13 protein-coding genes are annotated in these 12815 nt (G+C 36.1%); 1 reads left to right on the top strand and 12 read right to left on the bottom strand.

Annotation, left to right across the window (positions count from 1 at the left end; translation table 11 throughout):
* Window positions 1-46 precede the first annotated feature (46 nt).
* From O1A01_RS01630 to cpaB, 12 genes are all read right to left on the bottom strand, one after another.
* Window positions 47-904 carry a hypothetical protein gene (locus tag O1A01_RS01630; protein ID WP_066415649.1) on the bottom strand — a complete coding sequence of 286 codons (858 nt, stop codon included), beginning with the start codon at window positions 902-904 and terminating at the stop codon, window positions 47-49.
* 27 nt (window positions 905-931) lie between these two features.
* Entirely contained in the window at window positions 932-2269 is a 1338-nt protein-coding gene (locus O1A01_RS01625; protein WP_270065424.1) for a hypothetical protein, read from the bottom strand.
* Window positions 2270-2310: 41 nt separating this feature from the next.
* Complete coding sequence (locus O1A01_RS01620; RefSeq protein ID WP_066415654.1) at window positions 2311-2970, bottom strand: pilus assembly protein TadG-related protein; 660 nt, start codon at window positions 2968-2970, stop codon at window positions 2311-2313.
* On the bottom strand, window positions 2971-3369 hold the full coding sequence (locus O1A01_RS01615; protein WP_066415656.1) for a TadE/TadG family type IV pilus assembly protein: 399 nt from the start codon (window positions 3367-3369) through the stop codon (window positions 2971-2973).
* A gap of 31 nt (window positions 3370-3400) precedes the next feature.
* Complete coding sequence (locus O1A01_RS01610) at window positions 3401-4126, bottom strand: YciC family protein (RefSeq protein ID WP_066415659.1); 726 nt, start codon at window positions 4124-4126, stop codon at window positions 3401-3403.
* Between the two features lie 130 nt (window positions 4127-4256).
* Entirely contained in the window at window positions 4257-5663 is a 1407-nt protein-coding gene (locus O1A01_RS01605; protein ID WP_270065423.1) for a vWA domain-containing protein, read from the bottom strand.
* Between the two features lie 20 nt (window positions 5664-5683).
* Window positions 5684-5914: a hypothetical protein gene (locus O1A01_RS01600; protein WP_270065422.1), complete on the bottom strand. Its 231-nt coding sequence runs from the start codon at window positions 5912-5914 to the stop codon at window positions 5684-5686.
* Window positions 5915-6023: 109 nt separating this feature from the next.
* Complete coding sequence (locus tag O1A01_RS01595) at window positions 6024-6959, bottom strand: type II secretion system F family protein (RefSeq protein ID WP_270065421.1); 936 nt, start codon at window positions 6957-6959, stop codon at window positions 6024-6026.
* A gap of 4 nt (window positions 6960-6963) precedes the next feature.
* On the bottom strand, window positions 6964-7893 hold the full coding sequence (locus O1A01_RS01590; protein WP_270065420.1) for a type II secretion system F family protein: 930 nt from the start codon (window positions 7891-7893) through the stop codon (window positions 6964-6966).
* Window positions 7890-9233, bottom strand: a complete 1344-nt coding sequence (locus O1A01_RS01585) for a TadA family conjugal transfer-associated ATPase (protein ID WP_066415669.1) — start codon at window positions 9231-9233, stop codon at window positions 7890-7892. The genes O1A01_RS01590 and O1A01_RS01585 overlap by 4 nt, the downstream gene beginning before the upstream one ends.
* Window positions 9234-9245: 12 nt before the next feature.
* Window positions 9246-10409: a CpaE/TadZ family protein gene (locus O1A01_RS01580; RefSeq protein ID WP_066415672.1), complete on the bottom strand. Its 1164-nt coding sequence runs from the start codon at window positions 10407-10409 to the stop codon at window positions 9246-9248.
* Between the two features lie 27 nt (window positions 10410-10436).
* Window positions 10437-11288: a Flp pilus assembly protein CpaB gene (cpaB, locus tag O1A01_RS01575; RefSeq protein ID WP_235858112.1), complete on the bottom strand. Its 852-nt coding sequence runs from the start codon at window positions 11286-11288 to the stop codon at window positions 10437-10439.
* A 614-nt stretch (window positions 11289-11902) separates the two neighbouring features.
* Between cpaB and O1A01_RS01570 the strand changes: the two genes are divergently transcribed.
* Entirely contained in the window at window positions 11903-12787 is an 885-nt protein-coding gene (locus O1A01_RS01570) for a MerR family transcriptional regulator (protein WP_066415686.1), read from the top strand.
* Window positions 12788-12815 lie beyond the last annotated feature (28 nt).

Below are 12815 nucleotides of genomic sequence, written 5' to 3'. Positions count from 1 at the left end.
GAACGTTCTCAACAAGCTAGCTAATGACTATAATAGTTTGGAAGACTTAGTTTCTAACCTTCGTTATTCCGTTCTCTTCCATATCTAATCTTTCATTTTCTTGAATTAATGCCGTGTATTCCTCTAAGGTTAACGTACCACGTGTTTCTGTTATTACGTTATTGTCATAGTTCTTTTCCATCACTTCTAAACTTTCTAACAACATTTGTTTGCCTCTACCAGTATGCTTCAACGCGAGCTGCTTTTTTAAATTTCTAATTTCCAGCCATTTTGACATTGGAAATTTCCTTTTATCTATTTCACGTAAAACAACTTCATGATCATCCCAAAATTGAAGCTGTGTTTTTGCTTCATCGTACATCTTTTGATTAAACTTTAATACTAAACTTCTCATTTCGTTAACCATTTCATTTGTTACAAAACCAGTCTTTTTATTCACATGATCATCAATTACCTTCATTTCGTCATAAATAGAGTTGGCAAAGTCACGCGATTCTATAATTTTTTCAAACGCATGGATTACATTAGAGAAAGATTGCTTTACATCTATATCGGTCGCTTCCTCACGAATCCATTGTAGACTGGTAATCAGTGGTTTTAATTTTTGATAAGGTCTAGATTTCATATCTGTTATTGCATCGTTTCCATCTAAAATAGCTTTGTTGTAGAGCAACATATCTTTAGCAACTTCAATCGCTAACTCTCGGTCCTGAACCACTTCGCTATTATGCGTAAATACTAATCCACCTTGTGTTACTTTTTTTTCTTTCAATAATGCTAAATAATAAATAGTACTGTCATCATGATGAAATTTGTAACCGTAATGATAAAAGTCTACTGTTTCGTTACGATGCATATATTTTTCGAATAACCTTTTATCAAACTTACTAAAATCAACCTTCATTAATTCGTACCTCTTTTTAATGTGACTTTACTTTCCAAACAGCTTCTTTATCCCTCTACCAATTTTCTTTGCCGTATTCACTGTACCTGCAATAATCTTTCTTCCCGTTTCTGTTTTATTCGCCCATTGAAGTGCCATTCCTCCGATCGCTAATGCTCCACCAGTTACAATGAGTGCCCCTCCAACTACTTGTAGACCGGGGATAGGGACGGATGCTAGGGCCGCACCACCGGAAAGTAGCGTATTACCGATACTTGTTGCACTTTTTCCAGCCAAATCTGTTTTCTTTGTGAAATCCGTTTCATTATTCCATGCTTTTATGTTTTGATACGATTCATACCCAGAGAAACCAGCTCCAATTACACCTGTTGCGATATTAAACTTGGATAAGGTACTAACAGCTCCACCTGAAGTATTGCTAAACAACGTTTTAAACTTCGAATCACCTAAACTAGCTGAACCTTGCCATGATTGGTTAATGACGGAAAGTGCTGTTCTAACGTTATTTAATCCTTCAACAGATTGAGCAGTCTTTAACGCTCCATCTAGCACATCTCCAGTGCCTTGTACCCAAGGATTACCTGTACCAGAACCTACTGTTTTGACGGAATTAACTAATATACTATGAAGTCCTCCTGAAGTAACAAATCCTCTTCCAGGCGATACACCGTTCATTTCAGCTTCTAACATACCCGTCGTAAAGGAGACTAGCCCTAATGCTGTATCATTTAACGTAAACTTTAGTCCATCATAAGTAGTAAACTGTTGCCCATAAGGGTCATATCCTGTTAAAGAATCTAGCGGGGAACTTCTACCATCTGTTACTTGCGGAGAAGTTAATGAATTTTCTCCTAATGTTTGGTTTGTTGTATGCTCTCCTAAGTTTAAATGACTTAAGCTAGGATCTGTTAATTGATTCTCTAACCACCATTGAAATTGAAGTACCGGATAAGGGTTTGTCGGTGTCCCCATTTCCGCTTCCCATACTTGAACAGTTAGCGGATGAACTCCCCATTCGTTTAAAGAGGACTGGTCAGAAGGGTTCCATTCTGGCGGTGTAATATTATCTGGATTTAAAGGTCCCACTGCCCAAGGCGGTATACTCCACTCTTGTGTATTCCATAACGGTATTTGCCATTCAGGATTACTCAACTGAGGTGTATTTAATTCAGGTGTGTTCAACTCAGGTGTATTTAACGTCGGCGGAGTCCAATCGTCTACCTTCCACGGATCTACTTCCCAATTCCCTGGTGTTAACGGTGCAGGTGTCCAACTGTTGGCAAGCGCTACTAGAGGTACAGAATTAGACATGAAAAAGACAACCATCGCGGCCAGTAAAAAGAATATCCGTTTTAATTGTTTCATTTTTTATCCCCCTTTGCTTCGAAAAAATTTACTTATCTTATCTACGGAAACGTATAACTCCAACTATAAAAAGGCAGTTCCTTTAAAAATGAAAAACTTGGACTTTCTCCCGATTGTTTTACTTTCTGTTTATCATCACTCACGAAATTTTCCATCTTTATCATCGAGAATTCTACGTATGTTTCTACTTCTAACCGATAATCCGAATTAAAACGGATTCTTGTTCCCCCTACTTCCCCTTTGTTTGCTACGATATTCGATTGTACTAAGTGAGGAATTTCATTCGTTGCTCGGTTTAGAGCCGTTATAATATATCCTCTTAGCACAATATTGCCGTCTCTTAACTCTTTTTCTAACACATCGTTCATTGCTTTTAGTTCTAGCTCATGCGCTAGCCAGTTTGTTTCGTATTTAATTTCATTTTTTCGATTTTCAATTTTTTCAGTTATCGTTTCATCAACAACTTCTTCTATTAAACCTAATAGTGAATCTTCGTAATTCTCGATTTCTTCCTTTAGTTTTTCGACAACTAAGGAGGCTCCAACTAAACTTGCTTGTTCAGCGTTAGAAGAGGCAACTTCTTTTACAACAAACACATTTGCAAAATTAAGAATAACAACTAACATTAGAGCCATCACAAACACCATCCCTAATGTTAAGAGCATGGTGTTTCCACGTTCCTCTTTCAAAATTTTCTTCATTTAATCTAACACCCTTCCTTTTACTGACCGAGAAAAGGTAATAGAAGGTGGCGGGTTCATAATTTTTTTCGGAATAAACACTAAGTCTATTTTCGTATCAACAGTAACGGTAAAATTTTTCGAAGCACCGTGTGAAGGAATACTTGCACTAACATACTTCACGTTACCTGACGTCCCTAATATTTGCTTTGCTGCATCCTTTGCGTCCACTTCATTACCTGACAATGCATATGCTTTTGCAGCTTCGTTTGCAGCTGATTGTGCTACAATGACCCCATAGCCACTAACAAGCATTTGCCAAAAAATCATCATAATTAGCAGCATTAATGGTACAATTGCTAAAAACTCAATTGTCGCAGAGCCATCTTCTTTTTTTGAAATTTTTTTTATAAAAGACATCGGTTTTTCCTCCTGATTGCCTTTACTATTTTTATTTACTTTCTATTCCCACAAAGGCATTACTGTTTTGTATCCTCGTACTATATAAGTCTTTTGCCCATTTGTCATAACATAGACTAGTAAAGATGACGAATAAAGGCAGCAACATCATATTTAATAGTAGTTGTGGAAATAAAATGACGAAATAATTTAAAGAAAACAAAGATACTACTTGCATCAAAAGACTACTTAAGACTCCTTCTATTAATGCAATAACAAGCAATAAGCTTATTAATTTCATCATGTTTTTCTTTGCAACTTGGAAAGCTGTTTTCATAGATTTCCATACAGAACGTTCATTATAAACAGCTACATAAGGTGTAAAATAGAAAAACAATAAAATAATAATGCCTGGAATTACGAAGAGCACCATCCCTAACAATACCGAGGTAATAAACACTACTCCGAACAAAAACACACTGGAGCTATACTTCAGAAAGGATATGTACGACTTCTTTACTACTGCCTCTTCCCCTTCTTGGTCACTTTTCGTTAGCTGGATAAACGGTATTTGTACAAACAAATAAAAAATCATCATTAAATATAAATTGCTAAAATCGCCATAGAATTGTGCAGGTGTATCTGCCACTAAATAAAAAACATAGTTCGAAATCGCTCCATGAAACAATAAAAACGGCAAAAGGATCGTAAAAGCTAATAATAGTATCCTTTCGAAGTTTTCTATATAAATTGAAATTGCTTGTTTAAGTAGACTCATGCTCATTACCCCATTACTTTTTAGTGTAAAATCAACCGTTTAACTCGATTACAAGGAGTGTAATTAGGAAGGTTGTAGCCCAATTAAACAGTTGAGAGAAAAACAGGTTGGGGTAAACCAACCCGTTTTCTTAGTTTGTGTTTGAATTATAGATGTTTTCTATCTCTTCCCATTTTTGCGCGAAATCTTCCTCATTAACGGATAATAAAAACTCCATATATTCATCCATCATCGTTACTTCATTATCAATAACCTCTTTAATGATTTCATCTAAACGAATTCGTTGCTCTTCGCTTATGTAACTATGATTTTTTAAGTGCCATAAGCTTTCATTAAATCTATTAACCGTACCAGGGGTAGTCAAATAAAGTCTATTTCTCCAAGAGCGTATATCGATATCATTTCTATTTTTCTCGTAAAGTGTTTCGCCCTGACTTTTAATTTTCCAACTTTGCCATTCATATGCTTCTCGTAAAGCACGGTCAAACTCAGACTTTAATTGTTGCTGATTGCGAGCATCCGAATAGGTTCCCCCAGCAGCATCTGCAACTGTCTTCAAACTAGCACTCTCATCTTTTTCAACTGCAAAACCAATAATATTGACAACTGTTTCAACATTTAAGTTTTTTAATTGTTCTCCTACTTTAACAGCGTCCCCACCACATGTTTCTATCCCGTCACTGACGAAGTATATGATGTTGCGGCTATTTTCTTCCGCAAACGCTTCTAAATCCTTACCAGCTAGTTCTAAAGCATTCGCTAACGGTGTCCATCCTGCTGGATGAATCGGGTCTAGTACTGAATTTAACTCCGTTTCGTTATAAGGTGTAAAACCGTACAGAAGCTCGTTAGCGCTACAGGAAAGCTCTTTATCACTATTGGAACCCGTTCCTTCATGTCCATATACTCTTAATCCAACATTCGCATCTTCTGGTAAACTAGCTGCGAATTCTTTAATTGCTGCCTTTGCAATTTCCATTCTTGTCTCGTTGCCTAAGTAATGTCCCATACTTCCACTAGCATCTAACGCGATTAAAACGTTATATTGTTCCTTTTGAATGTCAGGAGATGCAATTTTGTCTGGACTATCGCTGTTTAACATAGCGATTGATTGCACAATTGGTCTCGGGTCCTCTTTTGATCCTTGAAGAAGACTATAAATATATTTTGCAAAATCATACAAATCCTTTTCAGTTGCATTTTCCTCTAGCTTCGGCATCTGAAGAACATGTTCTTTTAGTCCTTCTAAATCAAAATCTTCAGCAGTAGAAGGAAACAAACCGACTGGATAATGGACTAAATCCTCTATAGAGGAAGGGAAAGCTGGAGTCGCCCTAATTTCTTCCCATGTAATTTGACTCTCTTCATTTTCATCGACAGTTTCTTCTACTTCTTGGTCTTCTTCTATTGAATCCTGAGCTACTTCTTTTATTGGTTCTTCTTGTATTGGAGTATCGTTATCGTTGGTTTCTGCCTGTTCATTCGAACACCCAACAATGATGAAAACGGCAAGAAGAATAATGGAAAGATATTTCATAACGTCCTCCTTTTAGCTTATTACTGACCTACTTTATTAATTAACTCCGATATTTTACTTACAATAGACTGCGCAAGATTGCCTCCTTGCCCACTCATCGCTGTCGCTACCGCAGCCATTAAGAAAAGAATAACTACCGCTAATGCTACCCACTCAATTGTTTGAGCACCACGTTCATTTTTTACAACTGCTTTCCCTTCTTGGAATACACCTTGCATCTTTACCATCATTGTCATAAACATGTTTTTCATTTTGTTTTCCTCCTATTATTTAACATTTTTTCATCCCTAACAAAGTTACGTATGCTTGAAAAAGTTGTTCTATGGTTTCCCATATCACCCCTTTCAAATATCTGTTACGTTACAGAGCATCTAAAATGCTGTTATCGCCATAAACTAAATTCAACACAACTAACCCTAAAATTAACATCATTACGGTCGGTGCAATGATAAAGGATGTAATTAACGTTACTTTCGGCGAAGCTTTCGCTGCCTTTTCTTTTACTTGCTCAATACTTATTTTTCTAATTTCCTCTGCTTGTATATGAAACGTCGTCGATACCGGTACCCCTAATCTTGTTCCTTGTACTAGTGCTTTAATAAAGTTTTGAAATTCTGGATTGTCATTGCGCTTTAACATATTGCTATATGCTTGCTCTCGCGGCATTCCTAGTTCAATTTCACTCATTAGCCTAGAAAACTCTTCTCTAATAGGGCCTTGGAAATGCTTAATTGTTTCTTTAATCGCTTGATCTAGCCCTGCTCCGGCTTGTAAACTAATCGTTACTGTATCTAAAAAGTCCGGTAAGTCTTGCCTTAGCTTTAATTGACGTTCTTTCGCCTTTTGCTTTATCCAAATAATCGGTAAGAAAAAACCGATAAACGGAAAGGTAACAAATGCAATATTAGAAAAAGGTAAGCCTAAAATGACGGAAGATGCCCCCATTAAAAAACCGATAATAACAAAAACAATTTTTAAACCTTGTAATCTAGCAACTGTTAATTGGTGTGGGTATCCTGCTTTTTTTAACGTTTCCTCTAAATCTTGTGTTTCACTAAAAAAGTTTATTCTTTCCCCTAAATTCGAAAAATCGTCTGCATACTTGGAAAGCCTTGCAATAACTTTGCTCACCCTTGACGGTTTTTTCTCTTTACCAAAATAAAAAGCTTCGGTAGTAACTTCTTCGATATATTCCTTTAATTCTCTCTTTTCTATTGAATACTTATATATATTTACGATTCCTATTAAAATAAATAACCAGATTAAAATAACGCTAATTAAAATGAAAGAATCCATTGCTCTACACCCTTATATTTGTGACTGATCTTACTAAAAGGAATGCTATTAACATTCCGACCGCAAATAAAACAAACAAAATAGCCCCAGGAATCGTAAATAACGGCTCAATAAATCCTTCCATTACCATATTCATCATTAAAATCATCAGGATTGGCAATGCCGGCAGAATGTAAGAAACGAACCTTTGTTCAGCTGTCATCGTTTTAATTGTTTGCCTTATAATTTTCCGCTCGTCTAACGTTTTCGACATTTCATCTAACACAGCCGAAAGGTTTCCACCAGATTTTCTTTGAATTAAAATAGTCGCAATAAATAATTTGAATTCTTTCGTTGGTACATTTCTTTCTAATTGAATGAGCGCCCTCTCCATGTCTACCCCTAATCTTAAATTTTGGGCCATCTTTTTAAATTCATTTCCAGCAGGGTTAGGAGTTTCACTCGCCACTACTTCAATCGCTTGATTAACGGTTAATCCTGCTCTCGTACTATTTGCCATAAGTCTACAAACATCTGAGAGTTGGTCACTCATTCGATCTACATATTTATTTTTTCTAACTGTAAAGAACATCCAATAGCTTCCAGTAACAATGATGCTAGAGACCGCTAAACTAACGAGAAAACCTAAAGAGAAAACACTATACATAAAAATTCCTGATGCAAAACCGATTAAAAGTAATATCGCCATAAATTCTGAAGGTAATAGAGAAACATTAGATCTTAATAATTTATCTCTTAATTGCGTCCCAGTTTCTGTTTGATCAAAGCGGTCCCCTAATGCAGAAATAAAGCTACTTCTCGTTCCTTCCTCTTGAAACCATTCTGTATACTTCTTTTTAACTTCTTTTTTCTCTTTTCGATAACCGAGGAACAAATATGCTCCCCATATAAACAGCAACACCGATAACCCAAATAATGCAGCTTCCCAAATCAACGTCCTCTCACCTCCAATGGTTCAAATATGCTATCATCTAACGCAATTCCAAAGCTCTGCAATCTACTTAAGCAATGTGGTATTTTTCCAGTTGGAGCAAAGTATCCCGCTACTTTTCCATCCTCTGTCATGCCTGTTCGGTAAAACTTAAAAATTTCTTGTATGTCCATCGTTCCATCATCAGATCTGACAACTTCTGATACAGAAGTTAATTTCCTTGTACCATCTGTTAATCGTTCTCCTTGTACGATAAAGTCAATTGCACCGAGAATATATTCCCTAATGATATGCGTTGGCAAATCCATCCCTGCCATTACTACCATTCCTTCTACTCTTCTAAGAGCATCAAATGGGGAGTTCGCATGCACGGTTGTTAATGATCCTTCATGACCGGTGTTCATCGCTTGCAACATATCAAACGCCTCTGCTCCACGAACTTCTCCGACGATAATTCGATCAGGTCTCATCCGTAAGGAGTTTCTTACTAAGTGACGAATCGTTATTTCTCCTTTTCCTTCCACGTTTGCGGGACGGGCCTCCAGACCGATAACATTCGGTTTGTTTAATCGTAATTCTGCTGAATCCTCAATTGTAATTACCCGTTCTCCTTCTGGAATAGAGCTTCCTAATACATTCAACAACGTAGTTTTACCGCTACCTGTACCTCCAGAAATTAGTACACTAAGTTTCGCTCTTACTATCGCATCTAAAAATTGCGCCATTTCTTTATTTAAAGATTGAAATTGTAGTAAGTCTTGAATAGTAAAAGGATCGTTCCTAAACTTACGTATCGATATAAGTGGTCCGTTTAAACTTATTGGTGGAATTACTGCATTAACACGACTTCCGTCTGGCAATCGAGCATCAACCATTGGGGAGCTTTCATCAATTCTTCTTCCAATTGGTGCTACGATTCTATCGATAACATGCCGAACATGATTATCATCCCGAAATGTTATATCTGTTAACTGTAATTGACCTTTCTTTTCTACAAAAATCTCTTTCGGGCCATTAATGATAATTTCTGTAATACTATCATCCTGTAAAAGTGGTTCGAGTGGCCCATATCCAACCGATTCATCAATAATTCTCGTTAACATGAGCTCTTTATCATGTCTTGGAATAATTACCTTCTCTTCACTCATAAACTGCGTTACTAGCTGTTCAATTCGTATTCGCATTTCTACTTGTGAAAGATTCGTTAATAATTCTAAATTTGCTTCTCTAAGTATCCTAGTTTTGTAATGTTCGACTAGTTCATTAATATAAGGGTTCTCATAATTAGTATTGTTTCTTACCTTTTTAGTAGCTCCCCGTGTCTTTCTGTCAAATAAGGACATTGTTCAACACCTCTACTCGATCATTCCAAGCACCCATTTTCGAATATCTTTTGCAAATGGAATAATCTTTTTTTCATTCATTTCCTTACGAAGTGGTTCACTTTTATTAATGTGCATTTGCACCCCTTTAATGTCGCGCCTTAATTGAGCTTGAATTGGATACTTAATAATTTCTTTAATATCTCTAGGGTTTATCTCGTTGTCCCTACCTACTTCATTTAATATGATTTGCATACGCTCATTCATATCAATGCCCAATCTGGTAAACAAGTTTTCTACTTGTTTTAACATACTAATAGCTGGCGTATCTAAATTAAGCACGTAAAAGATTTTGTCACTCTCCTCTAAAGCTGTGTACGTATGTTCATTCATCGCTGTAGGCAAATCAACGATGACGAAATCGTAACTTCTTCTACAAGTTCTTAATAATTTAGAGAAAAATGCATCTGTAAACGATTCTGCAGTTTCAGCATCTCTTGGACTTAGTAAAATTTCGAGCTTTGAGTAAGGCTCCCTCTCCGTTACATTTCTTATATGCCCTTCGTTTAACTCTTCTATTACCGGTATTAAATGTGCGACAGAGCGGTTCGAATCAATCGATAGAAACGTTTCCACTCCTCCGTATTGAAGATTTAAGTCTAGAAGCAACACTTGCGCAGTAGATTCAAACTTTAATGTTTGCGCGAATGTAGTAGAAATTAACGTTCTTCCACTTCCACCTTTTCCGCTATAAAAGGAAAAGATTTGCCCTCTTCCCCGCTTAAAAGATTGGTTCGTTGCCGATGTTTCGATTAGTTGCTTTTTTCTTTCTCTTACCATGTGAAGGATACTATCGACCCTACCATTAAATAATGTCCATTCGTCAGGGAAGATAAAAAAATCCATCGCACCAGCTCTCGTTACAGTTCTTAACAAGTTAAAGTCTTGATATGTTGCGATAAACACAACAACAGAGGCTGGGTTTTCCCCGATACAATACTCAATTGCATCAACACAAGCACCTTCATCTTCTGTTTGAACAATAAAAACTAAATCTGGTTCTAAACGATCAAATTCTGTTCGTAATTCCCTGAATGTAACAGACTCCAAATCTGCCTCATCTGCAAAGACATTAGATAGTTGATTTATCATTAGCTCATCTTCACTTACTAGTAAGATGTTCATCTTTTCATTCATTACTTTTTTCCTCCATCACCTTTTGAATTAGGAGTTTTCCTCTTTATCTACACTTGAATCTTCTTCATTAGATTCTTTATCTTCCTCTTTTTCTTCAGCCTTATCTTCTTCCTTTTCTTTTTCTTCTATTTCTTCTTCCTCAGGTGGAGACTCAATTACGATCTCTTTTTCTGACTGTTCCTCCACTTCCCCTTTACCAACATTCGCTTTTAACACACGAATACTATCTGCGTAATTTTGCATATGTATTAATTCTGGTGCATCTTCTACTTGTACTTCTACCGCTACACCGACAAACTCTCCATCAGACGTAAGCTCTGCTGCGACTAACACATCTTTCATGAAAATAGTCGTTTTATTGTTTCCATCAAACTTATGCGAAACAATAATATCGATTCGATCCAGTGCTTCTAACCTCTCATCAAAGCGAATGCGTTCAGATTGAACGATTGTCACTAATCGATTGTTTTCTTCTCTTAACGAAGAGAATGGCTTCATCATATTTTTCGTGATAATATCTCCAGAAGAAAGTGGTACGACTGATACACGATTTGCTATATCTTGTAAACTAGTAATATGAGATTCATTGACGAATCGATTAGGTATCTCGGTTGTCGTTAACTGTTGTGGTTGAATAACTGATCTTGATGGAATATCTTCTGCTGCGATGTATATCTCCGTCATCCCCCCTAATTCGGAGTTAATTGCGCTCACCTTTTGCAAAAATAAAAACCCCGCTGCAATAGCTAATAAAAATGAAAGTGTAAAAAATATTATTGCTCTACGCTTCGATTCCAGCATTTCTCTCCCTGCCTTTACTTTTTGGATAATGTATTTCGTAATAAATTGAAAAGTCGAAGCTAAAGGAATGCTTATCAACCTTTCATTTCCAATTATTTTTCAAAATATGGTTCTTATATTAATTACCACTCGTTGTAAATTGCGTCAACGAATTGTCGAATCTTGTCAAATTTTAGGTAGGGCTTTATAACTATTCGACCCCTTCAATACGCAAGACTTATGAACTGATAACGTTTTCTTATATTAAACAAATAATTTAACAATAATAATAGAACATTATAAAGTACCCGTTAATTGTTACAACATCGTTACAATTTGTTACATTTGTAAAAAAATATAGGTATAAAGAATTGTTTTTCCATTTTATAAGCAGTGGCAAAACCTTGAATTCAGACATTTTTAAACCTAATTAATATTTACGGTAAATAGATACTCTGGACTAATTATTTAATAAAAGAATGTAGTTAGTAGCGACATTCGAATTATTATTCAAGAATAATGTTAACGTACTATCTAGTAACAATGTGCTAAGGGACTAGAGGAGATTGGCTTACTTTTCTTATCGAATACCGTCAGATTTTCTGTTAAAGCTACCTACTCCTGACTCCTTCTCTTCGGTTGTTTTCTTTCCATAAACAAGATATAGTAAAAATACAAATAATTTATAGCATCTGTAAAAGAAGGGTTAGCTTATGTACAATATTAAAGCTGTATCAAAAATATTAGATATGCCAACGGTTACGATTCGCGCTTGGGAAACACGTTACGAGGCTATTACCCCGGAACGTACAGATTCTGGGCATAGAGTCTACACAGAAGAAAACCTTAACGATTTAAAATGGTTAAAAAAGCAAGTTCATGATAATGGACTTAATGTAAGTCAGGCAGTTAAGCTCCTTAAAGCAAAAAAAGAGCAAAGTGAAGTAGTACCAATTGAGACACCGTTACGTCGAGAAGGCTTTGAAGCTCAAGTTCAAGAATTATATGAAGCTGTTTTAGACTTAAATGCCGACAAATGTAATTTTCTTTTAGATCTATATTTCACCCAATTCCCATACAAAACTGTGTTTTTCTCCATTATTGTACCGTTAATGTATAAGGTTGGAACTGCATGGGAAAGAGGCGAATTACATGTCGCAAAAGAGCATATGATTAGCAATATTGTGATGCAACGATCATTAAAGTTCTTCTCCATTTTTGAAACGTCACCAAGCTTGCCGAAAGTAATGGCGATTTGCCCTTCCGGAGAGCAACACCAACTAGGGTTAATTTTATTTACGTTATTTTTGAGAGAAAAGCATTACCCAGTTTACTATATAGGGGCAGATACACCACTTGAAGGTTTAGGGGAATTAATCAATGAAAAGGGAATCGAAATTGTTGCCTTATCAACATCTCGTATAGAAGACGAACCTTTAATTCAGTCTTATATTAACACCTTACAAATTAAAAACCCTAACTTGAAATTTATCGTAGGTGGGTTAGGAGTTAAGAAAAGTAAAGCCGATAGCCCTCGTTGGGACATCGCTCCTACAGATAAAGAATGGTTAAATAATCTTCCTGAATTAATTAAGTAACAATAAGAAGCTCTAGTCTCACTGACTA

Source organism: Sutcliffiella sp. NC1 (genome assembly GCF_027594365.1).
GTDB classification, from domain to species: domain Bacteria; phylum Bacillota; class Bacilli; order Bacillales; family Bacillaceae_I; genus Sutcliffiella; species Sutcliffiella cohnii.
Note: the sequence above shows the minus strand (reverse complement) of the source record. Positions and strands in the feature narration are given on the sequence as shown.

Excerpts from the sequence above, each read along its gene's own strand:
- O1A01_RS01610 (WP_066415659.1), bottom strand. The coding sequence starts at position 4,126 with ATGAGTCTACTTAAACAAGCAATTTCAATTTATATAGAAAACTTCGAA.
- O1A01_RS01600 (WP_270065422.1), bottom strand. The coding sequence starts at position 5,914 with ATGAAAAACATGTTTATGACAATGATGGTAAAGATGCAAGGTGTATTC.
- O1A01_RS01585 (WP_066415669.1), bottom strand. The coding sequence starts at position 9,233 with ATGTCCTTATTTGACAGAAAGACACGGGGAGCTACTAAAAAGGTAAGA.
- O1A01_RS01615 (WP_066415656.1), bottom strand. The coding sequence starts at position 3,369 with ATGTCTTTTATAAAAAAAATTTCAAAAAAAGAAGATGGCTCTGCGACA.
- O1A01_RS01620 (WP_066415654.1), bottom strand. The coding sequence starts at position 2,970 with ATGAAGAAAATTTTGAAAGAGGAACGTGGAAACACCATGCTCTTAACA.
- O1A01_RS01580 (WP_066415672.1), bottom strand. The coding sequence starts at position 10,409 with ATGAATGAAAAGATGAACATCTTACTAGTAAGTGAAGATGAGCTAATG.
- O1A01_RS01625 (WP_270065424.1), bottom strand. The coding sequence starts at position 2,269 with ATGAAACAATTAAAACGGATATTCTTTTTACTGGCCGCGATGGTTGTC.
- O1A01_RS01595 (WP_270065421.1), bottom strand. The coding sequence starts at position 6,959 with ATGGATTCTTTCATTTTAATTAGCGTTATTTTAATCTGGTTATTTATT.
- O1A01_RS01630 (WP_066415649.1), bottom strand. The coding sequence starts at position 904 with ATGAAGGTTGATTTTAGTAAGTTTGATAAAAGGTTATTCGAAAAATAT.
- O1A01_RS01570 (WP_066415686.1), top strand. The coding sequence starts at position 11,903 with ATGTACAATATTAAAGCTGTATCAAAAATATTAGATATGCCAACGGTT.
- O1A01_RS01605 (WP_270065423.1), bottom strand. The coding sequence starts at position 5,663 with ATGAAATATCTTTCCATTATTCTTCTTGCCGTTTTCATCATTGTTGGG.